Origin of the sequence: Pseudonocardia sp. CA-107938 (assembly GCF_050936315.1) — a bacterium.
Classification (GTDB): Bacteria; Actinomycetota; Actinomycetes; order Mycobacteriales; family Pseudonocardiaceae; genus Pseudonocardia.
Genome location: NZ_JBNJNA010000002.1, coordinates 911,596 through 934,317 on the forward strand (window position 1 = coordinate 911,596; position 22,722 = coordinate 934,317).

The window sequence follows — 22,722 nt, forward strand, 5'->3', positions numbered from 1 at the left end:
GCAGTGGGTCGGACGGGCGGCGTCAGCCTGCGGGGAGCGCTTCCAGCGAGCTGGCAAGCCGGCCGAGCAGGATGTCGATCTCACTGCGCGTGACGACGAGCGGTGGCCGCATCTTGAGCACGTTGCCGGCGGGTCCGATCCTGCTGATCAGGACCTTGCGGCAACGCATGTCCTCCACGACCCACCGCGTGGCGGCTGCGTCGGGAACCGTCGGGTCGGCAGGGTCGACGAACTCGAGCCCGAAGTAGAGCCCTCGTCCCCGCACGGCGGCCACGCGCGGGTTGCCCGCCACGATCTCGTGCAGTCGCTCGGAGACGTAGTGGCCCAGCTGAGCAGAGCGCTCGAGCAGGTTCTCCTCCGCCATGACCTGGAGCACGGCCATCCCGGCCGCGGCGGAGACCGGGCTGCCGGCGAACGTGTTGAAGTAGTCGTTGCGTGCGCCGAACTCGTCCTGCAACCGAGCGGTGGTGACCAGCGCGGACAACGGGTGTCCGTTGCCCATCGGCTTGCCGAGGACGACCAGGTCGGGCTCGATGTCGAACATCTGGTAGCCCCACATCCGCCCGCCGGTCCTGCCGAAGCCGGACTGCACCTCGTCGGAGAGGACGAGGCCGCCGGCAGCATGGACGCGCGCGGCGAGCCCTTCGACGTACCCGGACGGTGGGCTGACGAGGCCTTCGGTGGAGAACAGCGGGTCGAACACCACCGCGGCCAGGCCGTGGCCCGCCTCCACCAAGGACGCGATGGCCGTGTCGACCTCGGAAAGGGACTCCGCGAGCAGGGCGCTCTCGTCGCCGACACCGGCGGCGTCGGGGATGTGCAGGGTCCGCACGTAGGGAGCGAGCCCCTCTCCCGTGGCCAGACCGGTGGTGAGCTCGGCGAGCCGGCCGGTGTTGCCGTGGTAGCTCCAGTCCGAGACCAGCACACCGGTGTTGCCGGTGTGCTGGCGGGCGATGCGCAGGGCCAGGTCGTTGGACTCCGAGCCGCTGTTGGTGAGGAAGGCCCGGTCCAGGGGCGCGTCGAAAGTCGCGAGCAGGGCTTCGGCGTAGTCCACGACGCGGTCGTTGAGGTAGCGCGTGTGCAGGTTGAGCCGGGCCATCTGCTCCGACACCGCGGCGGCGACCACCGGGTTGGCATGGCCGACGTGCGGGACGTTGTTGTACGCGTCCAGGTAGACCTCTCCGTCGGCGTCGGTCAGCCACACCCCCGATCCCGAAACGACCTCGAGGGGCGTGCTGTAGAACAGTGGTGACCGCGAGCCGAGGGTGGCGTACCTGCGACGGAGCAGGTCCGCGGTCCCAGCCGTCGGGCCGGCGGCGGCCGAGCCGGTGTCGTTCGCGGCAGCGACTGAGCTCTGCGTCATGCGGGGTCGCCTCCGTCGGGTCGGTTCAGGGGGCGCCGGTCGGTATCAGCGCTCACGCGGTCGTCCTGCGTGCGAGTGCGAGGTTCGCCCGATGGTCCGGGGCCAGCAGTTCGGCCAGCAGGCCGTGCCAGCTCCGCACCAGCTCGGCGGCGTAGTCGAAGTCGTCGTTCGGGCGCGCGTTGCCCTGCGCGACCGTCCAGAGCGCGCTGTTCGACCAGTGCGCGACGATCATGAAGAGCCGGATCCTCGCCAGGTGACGCGGATCGTCCGCGCCGTAGTAGAGGCTGGCCAGCTGCCGGGTCCGGGCCCGGTCGAAGCCGTTGTAGGCGGCCAGGAATCCCAACTCGTACGCCGGATCGGTGTTGGCGGCGAGATCCCAGTCGATGAGCCGGTAGCCGGCCCCGTCGCCGATCACGTTCGCGTCCCAGAGGTCGTTGTGGCAGGGCACGAACTCGGCCGGCCGCAGATCGAGCACCTCCTCGATCTCCTCGAGTTGTGCCTCGATGACCGGCAACCCGATCGGGATCACGTAACCGCGCTGCCGCGCAGTGGCCAGCAAGGTCCGTACGTGGACGAACGGGTTCAGGTCCCGCGCGAACCGCTCGCCGCTGGCGTGCAGCGCGTGCAGGGCGGACACGAGGTGCTCAAGTGCGTCGACGTCGCCGGCAAGGGATGGCTGGGTGCCCTCGAGGAACTCCAGCGCGATGCCGGAGGACTCCCGGCACACAGCGGCCACCGGCGCACCGACCCCGATCCGGGACGCGCACAGCGTGTTGCTCAAGATGACGTCGGCGGGCGGCAGGACGTTCACCGCCTCCCAGTAGCCGTTCCAGATCTTCACCACCCGCTTCCGGCCGGCGAGGCGCACGAGGTAGTTCTTGTGCGCGGCGCCCCCGGACAGGACCTCGACGACGGCGTCGGGTCCGCTCCACTCCGATCCCGGCTCGAACACGCGACGGACGGCTGCGTCCTCCTCGGCGGTGATGCTCATCTCGTTCCTTCTGTCGGAAGACCGCTACCGGTCAGATGATCTCGGCGGCGTAGTCGATGGACGGGGCGGTGGCGCCGCGCACCACCCCCGCCAGGAGGAACACGGGGACTGCGAGCAGCATCCATTCGGCGACGCCGCCGGACCCGCTGAGCAGCGTGTAGTTGCTGAGCGTCAGGTATCCGACGAAGGCGAGCAGCAGGATCGACAGGCTCGGCGCAGCGATCTCCTTCCAGACGTTGTCCGCGGACCGCCGACCGAAGAAGACCACGATCGCGAGCGAGGTGAGGACGAGGATGGAGATGAACGCGGCGGTCCCGAGCGCGGTGAACCAGGCGAAGACGATCCCGATCGGGTCGGCCCCGGCGAGCAGGAACGCAGCGATCACGACGGCGACCGCGCCGCTGCTGACGAGCGCCGCCACGTGGGGGCTACCTGCACTCGTGACCACGGACAGCCGCCGTGGGAGTGCGCCCGCGCGACCGAGCGCGAAGAGGTACCGGGAGAACATGTTGCACAGCCCGAGCAGCATCGCGACGAAGCTCGTGACGACGAGGATCTGCATCGCGAGGCTGAGTCCGCGTCCTGCGGCTCCCTCCGCGAGGGTGAAGATGAAACCGGCGGGATCGGCGGTGGCAGCAGCGCTCACCTCGTCGATCCCGATCGCGCCGCCGATGACCCAGGTCGACAGGCTGTAGAACGCCCCGACGAAGGCGATGACCAGGTAGAGGGCGCGCGGGATGGTGCGGCGTGGGTCGCGGGCCTCCTCGGCGAACACGACGGTGGCCTCGAACGCCGTGAAGCACAGGAACGCGAACAGCAGCGCCACTCCGAGCCCAGGGCTGAACAGGTTCTCGGCGGTGAACCCCCTGATGCTGAAGACGCTCCACCCGTGCTGTGTGACGAGTGCGACCACCAGCACCGCGATGACGGCGGTCTCGCCGACGATGAGCAGCCCGAGCAGCCGCACACTGGCGTCGACACCGCGGATCGTGAGCAGCGTGACCAGGGCCAGCACCACGAGGATCCACACCAGCGGAGGCAAGGACAGGCCGGTGAGGTCCGCGACCAGGGACTGGGTGAAGACACCGAACTGCGACCAGAGCCCGACCTGCAGGGTCAGGTAGGTGAGGACCGCCAGCCCGGCTCCGCCGGTCGCCCAGCGGTTGCCCAGCCCTTTGGCGATGTAGGCGACGAACCCCCCGGCATTGGTGATGTGGCGGCTCATCCGCAGGTAGCCGACCGCGAACAGGGCGATCATCAGTGCCGCCAGCAGGTAGACGAGCGGAGTGGCCGGGCCGACCGCGGAGAACAGCACCCCGCTCGCGCCGACCACCGCGGCCATCGGCGCAGCGGCCGCGACGACGAAGAACGCGATGGCCACGACGCCCAGCTTGTCGCGAGCCAGGCTGCCGGTTGCCTGCTCCGGCGACGTCCGCGCCGTCGCCGGTGTCACTGGATTCGAGCTGGCGCTTCCTGTGGTCATGTCCAACCCCTAGGCGAGTGGTCGTGCTCCGACGGCAGTGCCTGATGTCCCCGGTACCTCAGCGAAAAGACTGTACGATGCCGTTCACTGATCAAACAAGTCGTTCACGATTTCGCGTTTGTTAACGTGCGTCCGTGTCCGGGTGGTGAGGGGGCGTCGGTGGCGACAGGTGCCGATCGGGGACGTGCACCGATGTCGCTGCGCGAGCGCAACAAGCTGCGCACTCGACAGTCGCTGCTGGACGCGGCTCTGGAGATCTTCACCGAGCAGGGCTTCGGTTCGGCCACGGTGGAGGCGATCGCGGCACGGGCCGGCGCGTCGAAGGTGACGGTGTACAGCTACTTCCCGAACGGTCGCGAGGAACTGTTCCGCCAGCTCTACGACGAGATCAACACCGAGCTCATCGACCGCGCGCTGGCGCTGTGGGGTTCGAGCGAGGGACTCGTCGACCGGGTGACCGCTCTCGCCAAGGCGCTGCTGGAGATCGGGGCGCGCCCGCTCGTCGGGCGCTTCTACTCCATCGACGATCCAGCGCTCGAAGTCACGCTGGATCCGGTGCGAGGACACGCTTCAGGGAGCTTCCAGCAACTGATCTCCGCCGAGCTCGGGCGCTGCCGCGCCGCCGGCGAGCTCAGCAGCACCGCGGACCCCGACGCCCTCGCCCGCCTCCTGGTCGGTGCGAGTCGGGCAGCACTCACCGAGGTCGCTCGCCGTCCCGAGCGCAGCGACGAACTGCTGCAGGCCTTCGCAGACCTCGTGCGCGGCCTGCTCGGCGACCCCGACGACGCGGATCCACCGCGGACCCGACGCGCGCTGGGGAGGCCATGAGCACAGCGGTCGACGGTGCCCGGGGGGCCTCGAACATGCACTTCGAGGCCTACCGCGAAGCCGTCTCGCGCACGTTCGTACCGCTGCTGGCCGTGCGACCTTGATCGGGTGCCCGAGTCGTCGGTGCGGTTGCTGGCCGGCCACCGTATCGCGGGCGACAACGGTCCCGGGGCGCTGATGGGCCCGTTCTTGTCGGGCCTGGTCGCACGGCTCGACCCCGATGGCAGCTCCGGCCGCTCAGCGCCTGGGTGACTCCGTGCTCGACATGCTCGCCGCCGCCCTCGTCGACGAGCTGGCCATCGGGGCGGGCCCGGCGAACGGTCCCGACGGGCCATGCTGCTGCAGCGGATCTAGAACTAGATCGACGCGGAGCCGGCCAACCCGGATCTCGTCCCGGCCACCGTCGCCACCGCACACCACATCTCGCCGCGATACCTGCGCACGCTGTTCGAACGCGATGGTGAGAGCGTCGCGCGGTGGATGAGGAACCGGCGCCTCGAGCGCTGTCGGGTGGACCTGGGCCGCCCGGAACTGTGCGGTAGCCCGATCCGCGCGGTGGCCCGCCACTGGGGCTTTCCGGACCCCGCGCACTTCTCCCGGCTGTTCGAGGCGACCGACGGACAGGAGCCACGGGAGTACCGAACCGGCGTTCTGTCCTCGGCAGGCGCGCCGCCGCCGAGCTCGGCGTAGCCGGGGCGGCTCGTTCCGGGGACGTGCCCGGACCCTTGTCGAGGAAACGACGACCCTCGCCGACATCGCGTGCGCAGGTTCGACCCCTGCGCCTGTGGGCGACAGTGCCGGGACGGTCAAGCATCGGTCCGCTGCGGACGAGAAGGCCGTTGGCCGCGCGATCCATGTTCGGCCTCGGCCGTCCAGATCTCCGCGCCGGTACTCGCCCGCGCCGGCTTTCGGATCGAACCGCGACGGAAGCCATCCCCGGGAGGACGATGATGACCACGCCGCCGTCACCGCCGACGCATCGAGCACGCGATCGTACAAGAGCCCTGCTGGCGGGCATCACCGAAGCCGGCGGCTGCGAGATCCTCGTCGCGTTCGACCGTAACGCTGCAGAGTCCGCGAATGGCCGACTGCGTGGTTGCCGATGGTGGGCGTTGCGGCGCGCCGCGGAACGATTCCAGGTCGCCACGACGGCCCCCACCGAGGGCCATGGCACGGGTGGGTCGGCGTGGCGGTCGTGTTCGATCCCGAAACTTGGCAATTGACAAGGCTATCCACTTGGGTAATTCTTTCGGGGTCGTCGGCGACCCGCTGCCGCGACGGCGCCGGAACGACCGAGGCGCAGGCACTCCTCCGTGCACTTCCACGCGAGCTGGAGCACCCGATGGCCAACCCGTTCGATGTCGCCGGCGGCCACAGCACGACCGGCGACACCTCGTCCCGCCTCCGCCCGAACGCCGTCGGCGTGCTGGGCATCCTCTTCTTCGTCCTGTCCGCGCAGGCGCCGCTGACCGGCATCGCCGGCGCGTCGCCACTGACCGTCGCGATGGGCAACGGCGCCGGGGCACCGGGCGCCTACCTGCTGGTCGGCCTGATGATCATCGTTTTCGCGATCGGGTTCATCGCGATGAGCGGCTACGTGACGGACGCGGGCGCCTTCTACGCCTACGTCGGCCGCGGGCTGGGCCGCCCCGCCGCCACCGGGTCCGCACTGACGGCGCTGTGGTCCTACTCGGCGGTGCAGGCCTGCATGTACGGCCTCTACGGCGCCGTCGTCAGCGGGCTGCTCGCCACCTACGGCCAGGTCAGCATCCCGTGGTGGGCGTGCGCCGTGGTCACCATGGCGGTGGTGCAGGTCGTCGCGGCGCTCGGCATCGACACCGGCGCCCGCGTCCTCGCCGTGCTGGTCGGCCTCGAGATGTCGATCCTGATCGCCTTCGCGTTCGGCGTGCTCTTCCGCGGAGGCGGCCCCGAGGGCCTCGCTCCCGCCGCCGCCTTCTCTCCCGGGTCCGTCTTCAGCGGTGCGCCGGGAGTGGCGGTCATGTTCGCCGTGGCGTCGATGTTCGGCTTCGAGTCGACCGCGATCTACGCGGAGGAGGCGAAGGACCCCAAGCGGACGGTTCCGCGCGCCACCTTCTTGTCCGTCATCCTGATCGCGGTCTTCTTCGCGTTCGTGACGTGGATGCTGGTGGCCTACTACGGACCGACGAACGCGCCGGGCGCAGCCGGTGTCGCGCTGCAGTCCGGCGACTCGACATCCTTCCTGACTGCAGCAGTGGGGGACGTCCTCGGTTCCTGGACGGGCGATGTCGTGGGGTTCCTGCTCGCGTCGTCACTGCTCGCCGGGATCCTCGCGTTCCACAACGCGATCAACCGCTACCTCTACTCGCTGGGCCACCACGGCTCCCTGCCGCTTGCGCTGACCCGGGTGAACCGACGCGGCGCACCGGTCACCGCGGGCCTCGTGCAGACCGCCGTGGCCCTGGTGCTGGTCCTGCCGTTCGCCGTGCTCGGGCTCGATCCGGTCCTGACGCTGTTCTCGTGGCTCAGCGGCGTTTCGGTGCTTGCTCTGATGCTGCTGTACGTCCTGACCTCGGTGTCGGTCGTGGTGTTCTTCCGCCGCACCCCCGCGAGCGACGCGGGTACGTGGCGCACGCTCGTCGCTCCTGCGGTCGCGGCGCTGCTCACCTTCGGAACGGGCCTGCTCGTCGTCGCCAACTTCACCAGCCTGATCGGCGGCCAGGCCGACGTCGCGGTGTGGCTGATGCTCACTGTTCCGGTCGTCTTCGCCATCGGTGTGGCTCTCGACCTCGCCACCCGACGCCGTCGGCGCCGCTGGCGCCCCGGCGAGGACATCCCCGATGTCCCCGCGAACCCGGCACCTTCCGACGACCGGATGGCTCCGGTCCCGCCGGCCGGCACCTCTCGCCGCACCGATCAGAGCTGACCACGCTCGCGAACGCGACCGGAACCAACGGAGGTCTGATGAGCAACTCCCAACCGGTGATTGTGGTAGGTGCCGGATTCGCCGGCGTCACCGCGGCTCGCGAGCTCACCCGCCGCGGCCGGCAGGTCGTGCTCCTGGAGGCGCGGGACCGCATCGGTGGTCGCACCTACTACACCGAGAAGCTCGGCCGGAAGCTCGAGCTGGGCGGAACCTGGGTCCACTGGTTCCAGCCGCACGTCTGGGCCGAGGTCACCCGCTACGGTGCGGAGCTCACCCAGAGCCCGGCACCGGAAAAGGGCTACTGGATCGTCGGGGGGTGTCGGCACGAGGGCACCGCGGACGAGATGCTGGACCTGCTCGACACCGGCGCACGGGCCCTCGGCGAGGACAGCCTCCGGTTGATCCCCCACCCGTACGCACCGTACGAGGTCGAGGCCGGGTCCGCCGCCGAGGCCGCGTTGCTCGCCGCCGACAAGCTCACCGTCGCGGACAAGATCGCCCAGCTCGACCTCTCCGACGACCAGCGAGAGCTGCTCGACGCGTTCTGGACCCTCAGCCTCAGCGGTCCGACCAACGTCGGCGGCTACCTGCAGGCCCTGCGCTGGCACGCACTGTGCGGCGGCGACTGGCTGCTGATGTTCGAGGCCTGCGCGACCTACCGCCTCAAGAACGGCACCGCCTCGCTGCTGCAGGCGATCCTCGACGACAGCGACGCGGACCTGCGGCTGGGTGCCGAGGTCACCGCGATCGACCACGACCCGGCGGGGGTGCGGGTGCGACTCGCAGACGGCAGCACGGTCGCCGGATCCGCCGTCGTCGTCACGCTGCCGCTCAACGCGCTCGGCTCCATCACCGTGAGCCCAGCGCTGGCGGAGGGCAAGCAGGCCGCCGCGCGGGAGGGCCAGACCTCTCAGGGCGTGAAGGTGTGGGCGCGGGTCCGCGGGATCGTGCCGCCGTTCGCCGCCCTCGCGCCGGCCGGTCATCCGCTGCAACTCGCCCAGCTCGAGTACACCGTCGACGGGGACAGCCTCGTCGTCGCTCTCGGCGCGGACTCCACCGCCGTCGACTTCGCCGATCGCGAGGCTGTCCAGGAGGTCCTGCGCGCCTGGATCCCCGACATCGACGTCGTCGACGTCGCCCACCACGACTGGGTCGCGGACCCCTACACCCGCGAGACCTGGCCCATGCAGCGTGCCGGCCAGCTCACCGGTGCCCTCGCCGAGCTGCGTCGCCCGGAAGGGCGCTTCTTCCTGGCCGGCTCCGACTACGCGCGCGGCTGGATGGGATTCATCGACGGCGCCATCGAGAGCGGCCTCGACGTCGCCCGCGCCGTCGACGCCGCACTCAACTCCTGATCATCTGAGGAAGGAAGTCCCATGGCGCACTTCACCGAGTTCGTTCGCCTCCGCGTCCAGCCGGGCCGCGAGGACGAGTTCCTCGCCAACCGGGACGGCGCGATCTCCGCCATCGCCGAACGGATCCCCGGTTTCGTCGGGGCCCCGCTCCACGCCCGTGTCGGCGACCACGAATGGATCGACGTCTGGATCTACGCCACGAAGGAGGACGCCGACACGGCCAACGCCCAAGCCGAGAACATCCCGGGCTTCATGGCCTACGCGGGACTCGCGGAGATCGTCAACATCGAGGTCGGCAGCACACCGACGGCCTGAACAACCCGTGACGAGTTGGAGACCGTTCATGCGTACTGAGATGTTGATCGGCGGCAAGTGGACACCGGGGTCTGGCGGAACGTTCGCCACACGCAACCCCGCAACCGGGGAGATCCTCGCCGAGGTGCCCGAGGGCTCCGCAGCAGACGTCGACGCCGCGGTGGGCGCCGCGGTCGCGGCGTTCGAGAGTGCGGAGTGGGCCGGGCTGGCGCCCGCGTCGCGTGCGAGGCTGCTGCTGCGGGTCGCAGACCTGATCGAGGAGAACGCGGCGGAGCTCGCCCGGCTGGAGACCATCGACCAGGGCCAGCCCTTCGGCATCAGCAGCGGGATCTCGATCCCCAACGCCGTCGAGCACTTCCGGTACTACGCCGGCTGGGCAACGAAGATCACCGGCATCACGGCACCGCTTTCGGCGCCGGACGTCGACTACCGCACCCGACGCGAACCGGTCGGGGTCTGCGGCCTGATCACGCCCTGGAACTTCCCGTTGATGATCGCGGTCTGGAAGATCGCTCCCGCGCTCGCGACCGGCAACACGGTCGTGATCAAGCCCGCTGAGCAGACGCCGCTGTCGACGCTGCGCCTCGCCGAGCTCATCGAGCAGGCCGGCGTGCCTGCCGGGGTGGTCAACGTCGTCACCGGCGGACCCGAGGTCGGAAGGGCGCTGGTGGCCCACCCCGCAGTCGCGAAGATCTCCTTCACCGGCTCGACGGAGGTCGGCCGCGAGATCGCCGCCGAGGCCGGCCGGGCGTTGAAGAAGGTGTCACTCGAGCTGGGCGGCAAGGCACCGAGCATCATCGCCGCGGACGCCGACATCGATGCGGCGGTCGCGGGCAACCTGATGGGCGGACTGCTGAACTCCGGTCAGGTCTGCGCCGCCTACACCCGCTTCTACGTCGACGCCCGTCGCGCCGACGAGTTCTCGGAGAAGCTGGCCGCAGCAGCCCGGTCGATGACGATCGGCAACGGTCTGGACGCGGCAACGCAGCTCGGCCCGCTCGTCACCCCTGAGCAGGTCGATCGCGTCGACGCCTACGTCCGGATCGGGAAGGCCGAGGGCGCGCAGCTGCTGACCGGTGGCACACGCGGTGACGGGGAGCTCGCGCGGGGCAACTTCTATCGGCCGACCGTGTTCGGCGGGGTCACCCAGGACATGCGGATCGCGCGGGAGGAGATCTTCGGTCCCGTGCTGTCCGTCCTGCCCTACGACGATCCGGACCAGCTCGTCGAGTTGGCCAACGACACCGACTACGGCCTCGCCGCGGTGATCTGGAGCCGCGACGTGCGGGTCGCCAACCGGCTGGCGCAGCAGGTGAGGGCCGGCACCGTCTACATCAACATGCCACCCTTCCTCGACGCGGCCGCGGCATGGGGCGGGATGAAGGCCTCCGGTCTCGGCAGGGAGATGGGCTGGGAAGCGATCGAGGCCTTCACCGAGGTCAAGAGCATCTGGACCAATCTGGCCTGATCGACCCCGGGCCGTACCCTGGTGAGGTCGAAGGGCGGAGGGGTTGACGATCGAGGAATCTGCTGCGCAGAGCTCCCCGACTCGGGCGTACGGCACCGGTCGTGAGGCGCTGCTGGCGGCCGCGATCCGCGTGGTCGCGAAGCGCGGCCTGCGTCACCTGACCTACCGAGCCGTGGCCGAGGAAGCCGGCGTCACGCACGGCCTGGTGACCTATCACTTCGGAACGCGCGAGGCGCTCCTGGCGGAGGCCCTGCACTACTCGCTCGACCGGAGCGTGCCCGGGCTCAGTGATGCACCCGGATCAGGGCGCATCGAGAGCCTCTTCACCGGTCTCACCAACCTGGTCGAATCGGAGCCGGACACACAGGCCTTCCAGTACGAGCTGATCCTGGAATCACGCCGCAATCCCACGATGCGTCCGCTCGTGCGGGAGCTCTACGACGCCTACCGTTCGACGCTGCGTGCCGAGCTGGCGGCGGCCGGTCTCGATGGCGACGCGCTGACCCACCTGGTCTTCGCTGCTCTCGACGGACTCGTCTTCCAGCAGATCTGCGCCGTCAACGACGTCCCGACCGACAGCGCACTCGAGCAGCTGCGTCAGATCCTCGCGACGATGCGCGACCGCGCACGGCAGTCGTCCGGCGACGACTAGAGCCGCCGGACCTGATCAGCTGGGACGTCTCGGTCGATTCCACCATCACCCGCGCCCGCCACCACAGCGCCGCGCAGCGCGAGCCACCGGCGGGACCGCAGAGCCAGGAAGCGTCACCGCATCTCACCGGCTCCGACGTAGGGGTGCGGGCTGCGCAGCAGGTCGCTCTCGGCGAACCGGGAGAGCCGGAAGTCGGCCTCCGGGATCTCGGGGATGCTGCTGTGGCCATCGAGGACCAGGTCGGCGACGAGCCCCCCGACCGACGGCGAGGTCTTGAACCCGTGCCCGCTGAACCCGGCCGCCACGACCAGGCCGTCGACGGTGGTCGCCGAGATGATCGGGTGAAGTCGGGTGTGACGTCGTAGCAGCCGGCGTAGGTGGACTCGATCGACGCCTCGTCGAGGCCGGGGAAGCGGGTGCCGACCTTCTCGACGGTGAGCTCGATGAACGCCGCGGTGGCGCGGTTCGCGTAGTCGTCCGGATCGGCGGGCTCGAGCACGGCGAGGTCGGAGTTGCCGAAGAGGATCTCACCCCCGCTCTCCGGCCTGACGTACTGCAGCGACACCTGATCGGAGAATACCGGCACGGGCCCGAGGTCCATGCCGGGATCGATGAGCACGATCTGCTCCCGGTGCACCGTGATGGGCAGCTCGATGCCGTACGGGGCGAGCAGCGGCACCGACCACGGGCCTGCGGCGACGACGACCGTGTCCGTGCGGATCGCGCCGCCGTCCGCGAGCCGGACCCCGGTCGCGCGCCCGCGCTCGACGACGATGTCGGTGGCCGCCGTGCCCTGCCTCAGAGAGCGTTGATGAACCCGGTGGTGAGAGGGTGTGTCGCGGGTGGTAGTCGATCTTGATCGTCGATCATCCGGTTGGGTGTGCGTCTGCGTGTGCAAGCCTGCCTATGACTCGTCGCTGACTGATGCCCAGTGGGTCCAGATCGAGCCGTTGCTCCCGCGCACGGCGGCGGCTCTGGGTGGGCGCCCGCCGGTGATCTCGCGTCGGTTGCTGATCGACACTGTGTTGTATGTGCTGGTCAGTGGTTGTGCCTGGCGGATGGTGCCGCACGATCTTGCGGCGTGGAGCACTGCCTACCGGTGGTTCGCTGACCGCACCGCCGATGGAACCTGGGCCCGTGTTCATGAGGTCTTGCGCGATCGGGTCCGTGCCGGCGACGGGCGTGATCCGCAACCGTCGGCGGCGGTGCTGGACTCGCAGTCGGTCAAGTCCAGCGAGGGTGGCGAGCAGATCGGCTACGACGCCGGTGAGCGGGTGCGCGGCCGCAAGCGGCATCTGTTGGTTGATGTGCTCGGGTTGATGCTGGTCGGGATCGTGCACTCGGCGTCGGTGCAAGACCGTGCCGGGGCCCGGCGGGTCCTGACCGGTGCCCGAGCCCGGTTCCCGCTGCTGGGGCTGGTGTGGGTTGATGGCGGCTACATCAACTCCGTGGACGCCGGGCTGGTCGGGTGGGCGGCGCGTCAGGAGGGCATCGAGGTGGTCGCGGTGCCGCGCAACGTCGAGGTGGAAGGCTTTCAGGTACTGCCTCACCGGTGGGTGGTGGAGCGGACTTTCGGCTGGTTGACGAGGTGCAGACGGTTGGCGCGAGACTACGAACGCAAGATCGCTCATGCGGAAGCGATGATCCAGGTCGCGATGATCCGCTTGATGGCTGCCCGGTTGGCCGGTGAAGACATCGAACCGACCGGGCCGATCGAGACCGAAGCCGCTCGCCGGCTAGCAGACGACCTCGCCAACTAATCGCTGAGGTTCGTCAACACTCTCTCAGGCGCGCACCGGCGCGGCGGGCGGCGGCGGCGAACGCCTGCGCCGTCCGGTACGCGTCGCCGTCGCCGCCGCGCTCCTCCCAGGCGAAGGCGCCGAACGGCTCCAGGTCGGCCACCGGCCACAGCTTCTGCACCTCGGCCGCGTCGATCTCCTCGGTGCGGACGCCGACGGCGCGCTGGCTCGCCAGCGGCGCGCGCATGGCTTCGACGTTCTCCGGCCCGACCCCGACGACGTAGCCGGTCTGGTGGAAGCCGACGTCGACGCCGAAGACGTCCTCGGCGTTCTCGAAGACGTCGAGGGCCCGGGTGGCCATCGCGGCGAGCGAGGAGACGCCGTAGTGGCAGCGCACGACGCCCGACGACTTGCCGGTGCCGCCCGATCCGACGGTGGCGCGCTCGACGACGGTGACGTCGGTGATCCCGCGCTGCGTCAACGCCCAGTCCGCGGCGCAGCCCTCCAGGCGACCACCGATGATCACGACCTCAGGCACCGGTGACCCCCGGGATCCACGAGGTGCCGGCGAGGGGGACGCGGGCCATGGCGGCGGCCTCGATCGTCAGGGCGACCATGTCCTCGGGCTCACTGCGGGAAGGCGCACCTGCAGCACCTGTGCCGTGCTGTTGCAACACGGCGTCACGATCGCCTCGGGCACGTTCTACCGCTGGCTGACACGGCCGGTGACCGAGGCGCAGCGGGTCAGGGCAGGCGGCTGGTGAAGAGTTCGCCGGCCTTCTCGAACAGTTCATCCAGGCCTTCGAGCGGATCCAGCTGCGCGTCTCGCGCGATGTTCTCGAAGGTCACACGCGAGGTGATCTCGAATGCGATCACGGCCCAGAGGCCGGGCCGCGGGTCGTGGAGGGGGTCGACCGCGAGGCGTTCGGCCAGCACGACCGCCACCTCTTCCGCCCATCGTCGTTGCCGGTCGTAGTAGGCGGTGAGCAGCTTCGGTGTCCGCGCGATCATGAGAACGACCTGCGAACTGACGCCCTGATACCGACGGCTCGCAGCCTTCATCGCCGACGCGAGGACCTGGGCGGGCGAGAAGCCGGACGGATGGTCGCGGACGTGTGCGTGCACGACAGGGGCCACGTCGTCGAGCAGGCTGAGGACGGCGTCCTCCTTCGTGGCGAAATGCCGGTAGAAGGTCCGCTGCACCACGCCGACCCGCTCGGCGATGTCGGTGATGGCGACGTTGTCGAATCCCTGCTCCAGGAACATGGAGATGGCGGTCCGCTGCAGCTCGGCGCGGACCTCCAGACGCTGCCGTTCCCGTAACGACGGTCTGGTCACGCGGGCCCCCTCCGCTCGCCGACGCAGCAACGGCGGCCGGCGGGCGCGCCGCAGCTGTGGTGCTGCGTCCTGTGCCACCTTACGCCCCACGGCGCGGCACTGACATCAGGCGCATGACTGACATGAACCGGTTGTGCCCGTCGAGCCCCTCGCCTACTCTGAGATCGCGCTCACTGACATGATGCGCATGACTGACAGCAAGGGGCCGGATGACGATGACCGTCTTCACGCGACCGACGATCGACTTCGATCACCACTCGCTCCGCTACAAGCACGACTGGGTCGAGATGGCCCGGGCCTTCCTCGCGCAAGACCAGCCGATCGCCTGGACCGAGGCCTGGGGAGGCTTCTGGGTGGTCGCGACATGGGAGGGGGTCAACAGGGTCGGCGAGGACTGGGAGACCTTCACCTCCTACAACGACGTCGAGGGCACCGGCAACGGCGGGAAGGGACAGCTGATCCCTCAGCAGCCCTACCGCCTCGACCTCGGCGAGTCCGATCCTCCGCTGCACACCGAGCGCCGCCGCCTCGAAGTGCCGTTCTTCACGCCCAAGGCCATCCGGCAATGGCGTCCCAAGGTGCAGGAGCACCTGGTCGAGGCGCTCAACGGCGTCGTGTCCCGTGGCCACTGCAATCTGATCGACGACGTCATCCTGCCGACCGCCGCACGGACGACCCTCTACATGACGGGGTACGGGGCTGACGACTGGCGCGACGCCGCGACGGCTGCGCACCTGGCGTTCGTCTTGCAGCCGACGGACGAGGGCTACCCGGCGGCAGAGATGGCCCGCATGCGCGGCAAGTTCCGCGACATGCTCACCGATCGCAGGACGACGCCGACCGGCGACCTGATCTCCGCTCTCGCGCACGGCACCGTCGACGGGCGCGATCTGACCCTCGACGAGGGCGAGAGCATGATGAACGCCCTCATCTTCGGCGGGTTCGACACCGCTGTCGCCACGACGGCCCACGCGCTCATCCGCCTCGAACGATCACCGGAGTACCGCGACCGCATCGTCGAGGACGAGGCGTTCCGCAAGAACTTCGTCGAAGAGGTACTGCGTCTCTGCCCGCCCCCGGCCGGCATGGCACGCACCGTTGTGCGCGACACCGAGTTCATGGGGCAGCGCATGACCAAGGGCGAATCGGTGTTCATGTGGTTGGCCGCGGCGAACCGTGACCCGCGCAAGTTCACCGACCCAGACTTGTTCGACCCCGAACGCGTCAACGCTCGGGACCACGTCTCGTTCAGCACCGGACACCACCGCTGCCTGGGCTCGCCGCTCGCCAAGGTCGAGGTCGCCGACATCCTGCGAGTCGTCTGCACGGCGCTTCCCGATCTGCGGATCGACCTCGACGAGGTCGTCGCGTACCCCAGGCTGGGCGGCGCCAACGGCTTCAGCAAGGTCCCGGCGACCTTCTCCCCGCGCGCGCCCCTGACCATCGACGCCGACGGAGTGGCCCGGTGACGACCTTCATCTACACCTCCCACGACGGTCAGGTCACCACGATCGAGGCCGCGCTGGGGGAGTCCGTCATGCGTGCTGCCACCACCAACGGTGTTCCGGGTGTCGTCGGCGAATGCGGCGGGGTGCTCTCGTGCGCGACGTGCCACGTCTTCGTCGACCCGGAAGTCGTCGACGTGCTGCCGCCGGTGACCGATCGCGAGGACGAGATGCTCGAGGGCACCGCGGTCGACCGCGAGCCGACGTCGCGGCTCTCCTGCCAGCTGCAGGCAAGCGATCAACTGGAGACGTTGCGGGTCACGACGCCGGAGTACCAGGAATGAGCACGGGAGCGATCGGCGGACCCGGCATCCTGGTGGTGGGTGCGTCACAGTCGGGCGCGCAGCTCGTCGCCTCCCTTCGCGAGATGGGCCACGACGGTCCGGTGACCCTCGCAGGCGCAGAGAGGCACGCGCCGTACCAGCGGCCACCGCTGTCGAAGAAGGCACTGCGAGAAGGCTTGACACCGGACCTGGTCCAGCTGCGCAACGAGCGCTTCTACGAGGACCGCGGCGTCGTCTTGAAGCTGGGCTGCCGGGTGGACCGGGTCGAGCGAGGGCCGGACGGATCCGGCGTGGCATGGACCAGGGACGGCGAGGCACTGCCCTTTCGCCGCCTCGCCTTGACGGTGGGAGCCCGGGCCAGGCATCTGCGCCTGCCCGGCCACGACCTCGACAACGTCGTGGTGTTGCGCAGCGTCGACGACGCCACAGCGCTGCGGACCCGGATGCAGGCCGCGCAGCAGGTGGTCGTCATCGGGGGTGGGTTCATCGGTCTCGAGGTCGCAGCGAGTGCACGACTTCTCGGCAAGGACGTGACGGTCGTCCTGGCCGACGACCAGCTCATGGCGCGATCGGTCGGCGCGTTGGTCGGCCGGCACTTCCTCACGGCGCACCGGCGTAGCGGAACGCGGGTCCACTTGGCGGCGCGGCCCAGGGCCTTCGTCGACGACGGAGCGGGTGCGGTTGCTGCCGTCGAGCTGGAGGACGGGCGCGAGCTCGAAGCCGACCTGGTCGTCGTCGGCGTTGGAGCGAGTCCCCGGACCGAGCTCGCCGAGCAGATGGGCCTCGTCGTGAACGACGGCATCGAAGTCGATGATCGATGCCTTGCATCGGATCGGTGGACCGTCGCCGCGGGTGACTGCGCAAGCATCCTGTCACCGATGTCGGGACAAGGCCCCGAACGGCTCCGCTTCGAATCGGTCAGCACCGCGGTCGAGCAGGCGAAGGTCGCGGCCAGCACGCTCCTCGGCGGCACCGCGACCTACCGTGCCGTGCCGTGGTTCTGGTCCGACCAGGGCGCGGACAAGCTGCAGGTGGCCGGGCTCACCCACGGATCCGATCGACTGGTCGTACGAGGGTCGGTCGACGAGGGATCGTTCGCCGTTCTCCACTACCAGGGCGAGCGCCTGATCGCTGCCGAGTGCGTGAATCGCCCCGGCGACTTCGTGGCCATCCGCCGCGCGCTCAACGCCGGCGACACCATCGACATGGCCGGGGCCACGGATACCACCGTATCCATGAAGGCCCTGCGTCGACGGTTTGACACGACGCTGGCCGGGATGACGGCATGACGACCCTTGCTGTCGGCGCGGCACCCGCGTTCGAACCCGGACCGACCGACCTCTACATCGATGGCACCTTCGTGCCCGCACAGTCGGGTGGCCGCTTCGCGGTCCTTGACCCGGCCACCGACGAGATCCTCGCTTCGGTGGCCGACGCCGACGAGCATGACGCACGGCGAGCGCTCGATGCCGCCGTCGCCGCTTCGGCGGCCTGGGCCAGCACCGCGGCTCGTGATCGGGGCGAGATCCTCCGGCGGGCCTTCGACCTGTTGATGACCCGTCGTGAGCGGTTCGCCATGACGATGTCGTTCGAGATGGGCAAACCCCTCGACCAGGCGCAGGGCGAGATCGGCTACGGCGGTGAGTTCCTGCGCTGGTTCGGAGAGGAGGCACCGCGCATCGCCGGTCGGATCTCCGACAACCCCGAGGGCACCGGGACGATGGTGATCCGCCGTCGACCAGTCGGTCCGTGCCTGCTCGTCACCCCCTGGAACTTCCCCTTGGCCATGGCGACCCGCAAGATCGCCCCGGCGCTCGCCGCCGGCTGCACCGTTGTGATGAAGCCGGCCGAGCAGACCCCGCTCACGACGCTGCTGCTGGCCGAGCTCCTGGCGGAGGCGGGGGTGCCCGACGGTGTGGTCAACGTCGTGACGACGACGCGGTCCCCCGAGGTCGTCGGATCTCTGCTGGACGACCCGAGGCTCCGAAAGCTGAGCTTCACCGGTTCCACCCGGGTCGGGCGTGAGTTGATCGCGCGAGCCGGCCGCAACGTCCTGCGGACATCGATGGAGCTCGGCGGCAATGCGCCGTTCCTGGTCTTCGAGGACGCCGACCTCGATGTGGCTGTCGCGAGCGCCATGCTCGCGAAGTTCCGCAACATGGGCCAGGCCTGCACCGCCGCCAACCGGTTCCTCGTACACCGGTCGATCAGCGCGGCGTTCACCGATCGCCTCGTCGACGAGATCGCGCAGTTGCGGGTCGGCCCCGGGACCGAACCGGGCGTCGACATCGGTCCGCTGATCACCCCAGAGGCGGTCGCCGAGATCGAACGGCTCGTCGGGGACGCCGCGCGTCGCGGGGCCTGCGTGCGGCGCGGCGGCAACGCACTGCCGGCCACCGGCTCGTTCTACCAGCCCACTGTCGTGACCGCGGTTCCCGTCGACAGCGCCATCTGCCGCGAGGAGATCTTCGGTCCGGTGCTGCCCATCGCGGAGTTCGACACCGAACAGGAGGCGCTCCGGCTCGCCAACGACACCGAGTACGGGCTGGTCGCCTACGCCTTCACGCAGGACATGAGCCGGGTCGGTCGCCTCATGGACGGGCTGGAGACCGGGATGCTCGGCATCAACACCGGAATCGTCTCCAACGCCGCCGCCCCCTTCGGCGGGGTCAAGCAGTCGGGCACGGGCCGCGAGGGCGGCATCGAGGGAATCGACGAGTACCTCGCCACCACCTACACCCTGGTGGCTCGATGAACCGGCCGCCCACACTCGAGTGGACGATCAAGCTCAGCTTCCTGCGCTACATCGCGAGCATGCCGGACGGCCGGTGCTCCGTGACCGACGGCGCGGACGTCGTCATGACGCCGGACGCCGGCCACGGGCCGTTCAGCTTCGCCCTCGACAGCGCCGACAAGACCGACGGCACATGGCGCCTGCACTATCGCGGAGACGTCCGCTTCGCCGGACACCACGGGTTCCTCTTCGTGCGCATCGCCGACCCCGCTGTCGTCATCCAGGGCGGGTTCGGGCAGCTCAGTGTCTGCGGGGAACACGACGGCCCGACCCGGGTGCCGCTGGTCCGGTTCACCGTTCCGACCCACGACGCGGCAGCCACCACGACGTGGCGCTGCACCGACGTACGGCTCACCGCCGAGGGTGCCGAGCTCTTCGGCGGCGTCTACCACGAGGACGACGTCTTCGACGACCTGACGATCACGCTCCCGTCCGTGACGACCTGAAGCCGTGACGAACGTCCCTCACCACGTACCGAAGGACACCTCTGATGACCAACTTCCAGCACGACAAGGTCCTCGAAGCACTGCAGGCGGATCGCGAGTTCACCTACGCCATCCGGGACTGGACCGTCGTCATCCGCCTGCAACGCGGATCCGCTGCCGATGATCTCACGATCGAGGGCGGCCGCGCCGTCGCCTTCGCCGCCGCCACCGGCGATGCGTTCGACGTCCGGATCATCGGCACCGAGGACGGATGGGCCAAACTCCTTTCCGGTGATCCGGCAGCGAGATACGCCCTCCTCACCGGAACCGGCCCCGGCCTGCAGGTCGAGTCCGACTTCATGGAGCACCAGGTCGGGTACGGCCAGGCGCTCCGCCGGCTCGTCCGGGTCCTGCGTCAGCTCGAAGGCACCCCTGCCGAGGAGGGCACGCTGACCGAGGACCCGTTCGCCGAGACCGACATCGCAGTCGGCCGATACCTGCGGTTCGAGGTCGACGAGGTGCAGTACCGGATGTACTACGAGGAGGCCGGCGCGGGGGAGCCCCTGCTGCTGCAGCACACCGCAGGCGCAGACTCGCGGCAGTGGCGTCATCTCCTCGCCGACCCCGAGCTGCAGAAGCGGTACCGGATGATCGCCTACGACCTGCCGTTCCACGGCCGCTCGCTGCCGCCGGTCGTCGGCGCCCGCTGGTGGGAGCAGGCCTACGAGCCGGGTCGGGAGCTGCTCATGAAGTGGGTCGTGGCGTTCAAGAACGCCCTCGGGCTCGACCGGCCCCTGATCATGGGTGTCTCGGTCGGGGGACAGCTGGCATCGGACATCCTGGCCTTCCAGGGCGACGAGATCGGGGGTGCCATCTCGGTCAACGGCACCTACCACAACGACTCGCTCGGGTACCTCGACAACAGCCCGTTCGACAACCCACGAGTCCCGCGTGAGTACTTCTCCTCGCTGATGTACGAGATCAGCTCACCGATCGCACCGGAAGCCCTGCGCCGCGAGAACCAGTGGATCTACTCCAGCAACGGCCCCGGCGTCTACAAGGGCGACAACCTCTACTACAGCGGCGAGCACGACCTGCGCGTCGACGGGCACCTGATCGACACCGCCAGGACACCGATGTACGCGACCGTCGGCGAGTTCGACCCGGTCAACGGAATCCCGGGGGGACCGCAGGAGATCCCCGACAACATCCCCGGCGCCCGATTCGCGGTGCTGCCGCAGCTCAGCCACTTCGCGATGGCAGACGATCCGGTGCGGTTCAACGCGGCCATCGCACCCATCCTGGACGAGGTCGCAGACGAAATGCGAAAGGTGCAAGGACGATGACCCGGCCCGACCCGACCGCCTGGCCGACGACGTGTGACGCCGAGCGGCTGGAGGATTTTCGGCGGGCCCGCGACCTCGGGGTGAACTGGCTCGTCGCGCAGATCGGGAACGACGGCGAACCGATGGGTGCAGCTCGCGCCAACTCATGGTGGCGCGCGCCCTGGGCCCTCGTGGTCGGCGGCGCGCCGGACGCCGCAGCGCGCATGATGGGCTGGATCGAGAGAACGGCACTGACCGAAAAGGGGACGTTCCGCCCCGGGCCGTACGGGCCGCCGGGACCGCACACACCGGTCTACCACCTGTCCCCGATCGCGATCGCAGCGTGGCTGCTCGCCCGCTACGACATCGCGGGCGCTGTCATGGTCGCGATGTCGTCGTACGTGGACCCCCACACTGGCGGGGTCTACCAACTGCTCGACCACCGCACGGACCCCGTCCAGGACACCCTGCTGACCGCCCAGGTGGGCGTCTCAGCTCTCGTCACGGGGAGGCGGGACATCGCCGACGGCGTGGCTCGATGGCTCATCACCAACTACGACGAGCAGACGGAACTGCCCACGCGGCTGTACACCAGCCGCCGTCACGACAAGGTGATGACCGAATTCCCGGCAGAGAGCGCGTTCTTCCGCGTGCTGGACTACACCCGCCCTCACCAGCCGTACTTCAATCCAGGAATCGCCGCGGCCTTCCTGGTGGGTCAGCACGAGCAGACCGGCGACACCGTCGCCCTCGACCGGGCACGAAAGTACTTGGACATCACAACAGCTGGTGGGGACCTGCAGTTCGACGACCCGACATCGGTGCAGATCTGCAAGTTCGGCTGGGGTGTCGCCGCGACGTACGCTGCGACCGGCGACCCCGCGCTGCGGCCGTGGGTCGTGCGGTCGGGCGACTGGTTCGTCCGTCGCCAGAACGACGACGGATCGTGGGCGCCGGCGTCGTTCATGACTCCCGAGCCCGGCCCGCTCGACTTCTACTGGAAGACGGCCGAGCACGTCATGGAGCTCTCCTACATCGTCCACGCGCTCGCTGCCCAGCCGCTCGATCTCAGTTGGTCACTGGACGGATAGGTCGGAACTGGTTCTGCGGGTCGCAGCATCGGTCTCCCGATGGCGTGATCTCGCCCTGCTCGTCCAGGGCCGCCGTGGGAGGCCGAGTCCGTGATCGTGGGGTGGGTGCCCGCGTTGCCACCTGCGAAACCGGATGGCGCAACTGCCGTCGAAGTGCGGGTTCATCGGAGCCCGGCCCGCCAGCGAGCTGGTATGGATGCCCGTTCGCCACGCCGTACACGGCGGAGGTCCGACGCCGCGTGGCACGCTTCACCGCCGGGGCTCGCGGCGTGATCGACGTGGGCTTCGTCCCCGGGGAATGATCAACGCGTCCGCCCTGGGCGGGGCAACATCCTGCAGTGGATCTACCCGACCGAGTCGTTCGTCACCAGCACCATCAGTCGGATCTGGCCGGGAGTGGACCGGGTCTCCCTGGCGTCCTGGTTCACGGTCGTGGCGCGGGACGGCCCTCGTGTGTGCCCTGCGGGCGAGCCTGTTACCGAGCGCGGCGGGCGAGTCGCTCGGGCTCGAGGATCAACACGCTCTTCCCATCCAGCTGCAACCACCCGCGGTGGGCGAAGTCGGAGAGGGCCTTGTTGACGGTCTCCCGGCTCGCCCCGACGAGCTGGGCGATCTCCTCCTGGGTGAGGTCATGTGCGACGCGCAGCATGCCGGATTCCCGCGAGCCGAACTTGCGGGCCAGCTGCAACAGCGACTTCGCCGCCCGGCCCGGAACGTCGCTGAAGATCAGGTCGGCGAGCATGTGGTTGGTCCGCCGCAGCCGCCGCGCGAGTACGCGCAGCAGCTGCTCCGCGATCTCGGGGTGCTCGCCGATCCGCGCACAGCCTCGCCCGCGCCGCCGGTGCACGGTGGTTGGCGAGC

The 22,722-nt window shown here is 69.5% G+C and carries 21 protein-coding genes and 2 pseudogenes; 15 read left to right on the forward strand and 8 right to left on the reverse strand.

Annotated elements, in window-relative coordinates:
* Positions 1 to 22 precede the first annotated feature (22 nt).
* From ACQEVB_RS37230 to ACQEVB_RS37240, 3 genes are read right to left on the reverse strand one after another with little or no spacing between them, the layout of a single operon-like run.
* Positions 23 to 1,363 carry an aspartate aminotransferase family protein gene (locus tag ACQEVB_RS37230; RefSeq protein WP_432983340.1) on the reverse strand — a complete coding sequence of 447 codons (1,341 nt, stop codon included), beginning with the start codon at positions 1,361 to 1,363 and terminating at the stop codon, positions 23 to 25.
* 52 nt (positions 1,364 to 1,415) lie between these two features.
* A complete protein-coding gene (locus tag ACQEVB_RS37235) occupies positions 1,416 to 2,354 on the reverse strand; it encodes a phosphotransferase (RefSeq protein ID WP_432983343.1) in 939 nt (312 codons plus the stop codon).
* Between the two features lie 31 nt (positions 2,355 to 2,385).
* On the reverse strand, positions 2,386 to 3,837 hold the full coding sequence (locus ACQEVB_RS37240) for an APC family permease (RefSeq protein WP_432983346.1): 1,452 nt from the start codon (positions 3,835 to 3,837) through the stop codon (positions 2,386 to 2,388).
* 192 nt (positions 3,838 to 4,029) lie between these two features.
* Here ACQEVB_RS37240 and ACQEVB_RS37245 point away from each other — a divergent pair, with 192 nt between their 5' ends.
* The 7 genes from ACQEVB_RS37245 to ACQEVB_RS37275 all read left to right on the forward strand — a co-directional run bounded on the left by ACQEVB_RS37245 (position 4,030) and on the right by ACQEVB_RS37275 (position 11,360).
* Positions 4,030 to 4,665 (forward strand): TetR/AcrR family transcriptional regulator, encoded by a 636-nt coding sequence (locus ACQEVB_RS37245; protein ID WP_432983349.1) that lies wholly within the window; start codon positions 4,030 to 4,032, stop codon positions 4,663 to 4,665.
* A gap of 360 nt (positions 4,666 to 5,025) precedes the next feature.
* On the forward strand, positions 5,026 to 5,355 hold the full coding sequence (locus ACQEVB_RS37250; RefSeq protein ID WP_432985496.1) for a helix-turn-helix domain-containing protein: 330 nt from the start codon (positions 5,026 to 5,028) through the stop codon (positions 5,353 to 5,355).
* 496 nt (positions 5,356 to 5,851) lie between these two features.
* Positions 5,852 to 7,570 carry an APC family permease gene (locus ACQEVB_RS37255; protein WP_432983352.1) on the forward strand — a complete coding sequence of 573 codons (1,719 nt, stop codon included), beginning with the start codon at positions 5,852 to 5,854 and terminating at the stop codon, positions 7,568 to 7,570.
* A 38-nt stretch (positions 7,571 to 7,608) separates the two neighbouring features.
* Positions 7,609 to 8,925, forward strand: coding sequence for a flavin monoamine oxidase family protein (locus tag ACQEVB_RS37260; RefSeq protein ID WP_432983355.1), 1,317 nt, complete (start codon positions 7,609 to 7,611; stop codon positions 8,923 to 8,925).
* A 21-nt stretch (positions 8,926 to 8,946) separates the two neighbouring features.
* Entirely contained in the window at positions 8,947 to 9,240 is a 294-nt protein-coding gene (locus ACQEVB_RS37265) for an antibiotic biosynthesis monooxygenase (RefSeq protein ID WP_432983358.1), read from the forward strand.
* A gap of 28 nt (positions 9,241 to 9,268) precedes the next feature.
* Positions 9,269 to 10,708, forward strand: a complete 1,440-nt coding sequence (locus tag ACQEVB_RS37270; protein WP_432983361.1) for an aldehyde dehydrogenase family protein — start codon at positions 9,269 to 9,271, stop codon at positions 10,706 to 10,708.
* Between the two features lie 43 nt (positions 10,709 to 10,751).
* Positions 10,752 to 11,360 (forward strand): TetR/AcrR family transcriptional regulator, encoded by a 609-nt coding sequence (locus ACQEVB_RS37275; protein WP_432983364.1) that lies wholly within the window; start codon positions 10,752 to 10,754, stop codon positions 11,358 to 11,360.
* A 113-nt stretch (positions 11,361 to 11,473) separates the two neighbouring features.
* Here ACQEVB_RS37275 and ACQEVB_RS37280 read toward each other — a convergent pair whose 3' ends face one another.
* Together ACQEVB_RS37280 and ACQEVB_RS37285 are read right to left on the reverse strand one after the other, a co-directional pair.
* Entirely contained in the window at positions 11,474 to 11,665 is a 192-nt protein-coding gene (locus tag ACQEVB_RS37280) for a hypothetical protein (RefSeq protein WP_432985520.1), read from the reverse strand.
* An 86-nt stretch (positions 11,666 to 11,751) separates the two neighbouring features.
* Positions 11,752 to 12,258, reverse strand: a pseudogene (locus ACQEVB_RS37285) (NAD(P)/FAD-dependent oxidoreductase); the annotation flags it as partial.
* Here ACQEVB_RS37285 and ACQEVB_RS37290 point away from each other — a divergent pair.
* Positions 12,239 to 13,120: an IS5 family transposase gene (locus ACQEVB_RS37290; protein ID WP_432983367.1), complete on the forward strand. Its 882-nt coding sequence runs from the start codon at positions 12,239 to 12,241 to the stop codon at positions 13,118 to 13,120. The pseudogene ACQEVB_RS37285 and the gene ACQEVB_RS37290 sit on opposite strands and share 20 nt — an antisense overlap.
* A gap of 13 nt (positions 13,121 to 13,133) precedes the next feature.
* On the opposite strand, the gene ACQEVB_RS37295 is transcribed toward ACQEVB_RS37290, so the two are convergent.
* Together ACQEVB_RS37295 and ACQEVB_RS37300 are read right to left on the reverse strand one after the other, a co-directional pair.
* Positions 13,134 to 13,637 carry an FAD-dependent oxidoreductase gene (locus ACQEVB_RS37295; RefSeq protein ID WP_432983370.1) on the reverse strand — a complete coding sequence of 168 codons (504 nt, stop codon included), beginning with the start codon at positions 13,635 to 13,637 and terminating at the stop codon, positions 13,134 to 13,136.
* A gap of 206 nt (positions 13,638 to 13,843) precedes the next feature.
* On the reverse strand, positions 13,844 to 14,437 hold the full coding sequence (locus ACQEVB_RS37300; RefSeq protein ID WP_432983373.1) for a TetR/AcrR family transcriptional regulator: 594 nt from the start codon (positions 14,435 to 14,437) through the stop codon (positions 13,844 to 13,846).
* A gap of 209 nt (positions 14,438 to 14,646) precedes the next feature.
* Here ACQEVB_RS37300 and ACQEVB_RS37305 point away from each other — a divergent pair, with 209 nt between their 5' ends.
* From ACQEVB_RS37305 to ACQEVB_RS37335, 7 genes are read left to right on the forward strand one after another with little or no spacing between them, the layout of a single operon-like run.
* Positions 14,647 to 15,906: a cytochrome P450 gene (locus ACQEVB_RS37305; RefSeq protein ID WP_432983376.1), complete on the forward strand. Its 1,260-nt coding sequence runs from the start codon at positions 14,647 to 14,649 to the stop codon at positions 15,904 to 15,906.
* Positions 15,903 to 16,226 carry a 2Fe-2S iron-sulfur cluster-binding protein gene (locus ACQEVB_RS37310; protein WP_432983379.1) on the forward strand — a complete coding sequence of 108 codons (324 nt, stop codon included), beginning with the start codon at positions 15,903 to 15,905 and terminating at the stop codon, positions 16,224 to 16,226. The genes ACQEVB_RS37305 and ACQEVB_RS37310 overlap by 4 nt, the downstream gene beginning before the upstream one ends.
* Positions 16,223 to 17,515, forward strand: coding sequence for an NAD(P)/FAD-dependent oxidoreductase (locus ACQEVB_RS37315; protein WP_432983382.1), 1,293 nt, complete (start codon positions 16,223 to 16,225; stop codon positions 17,513 to 17,515). The genes ACQEVB_RS37310 and ACQEVB_RS37315 overlap by 4 nt, the downstream gene beginning before the upstream one ends.
* On the forward strand, positions 17,512 to 18,981 hold the full coding sequence (locus ACQEVB_RS37320) for an NAD-dependent succinate-semialdehyde dehydrogenase (RefSeq protein WP_432983385.1): 1,470 nt from the start codon (positions 17,512 to 17,514) through the stop codon (positions 18,979 to 18,981). The genes ACQEVB_RS37315 and ACQEVB_RS37320 overlap by 4 nt, the downstream gene beginning before the upstream one ends.
* Positions 18,978 to 19,466 (forward strand): HtaA domain-containing protein, encoded by a 489-nt coding sequence (locus tag ACQEVB_RS37325; RefSeq protein ID WP_432983388.1) that lies wholly within the window; start codon positions 18,978 to 18,980, stop codon positions 19,464 to 19,466. Before ACQEVB_RS37320 ends, ACQEVB_RS37325 begins: the two co-directional genes overlap by 4 nt.
* Before the next feature lie 44 nt (positions 19,467 to 19,510).
* Positions 19,511 to 20,791 (forward strand): alpha/beta fold hydrolase, encoded by a 1,281-nt coding sequence (locus tag ACQEVB_RS37330; protein ID WP_432983391.1) that lies wholly within the window; start codon positions 19,511 to 19,513, stop codon positions 20,789 to 20,791.
* The gene (locus ACQEVB_RS37335) at positions 20,788 to 21,861 is read left to right on the forward strand and encodes a hypothetical protein (protein WP_432983394.1); all 1,074 of its coding nucleotides are present in this window, start codon (positions 20,788 to 20,790) and stop codon (positions 21,859 to 21,861) included. Before ACQEVB_RS37330 ends, ACQEVB_RS37335 begins: the two co-directional genes overlap by 4 nt.
* A 475-nt stretch (positions 21,862 to 22,336) precedes the next feature.
* Here ACQEVB_RS37335 and ACQEVB_RS37340 read toward each other — a convergent pair.
* Positions 22,337 to 22,675 (reverse strand): annotated as a pseudogene (locus ACQEVB_RS37340) (Crp/Fnr family transcriptional regulator); the annotation flags it as partial.
* Positions 22,676 to 22,722: the final 47 nt, after the last annotated feature.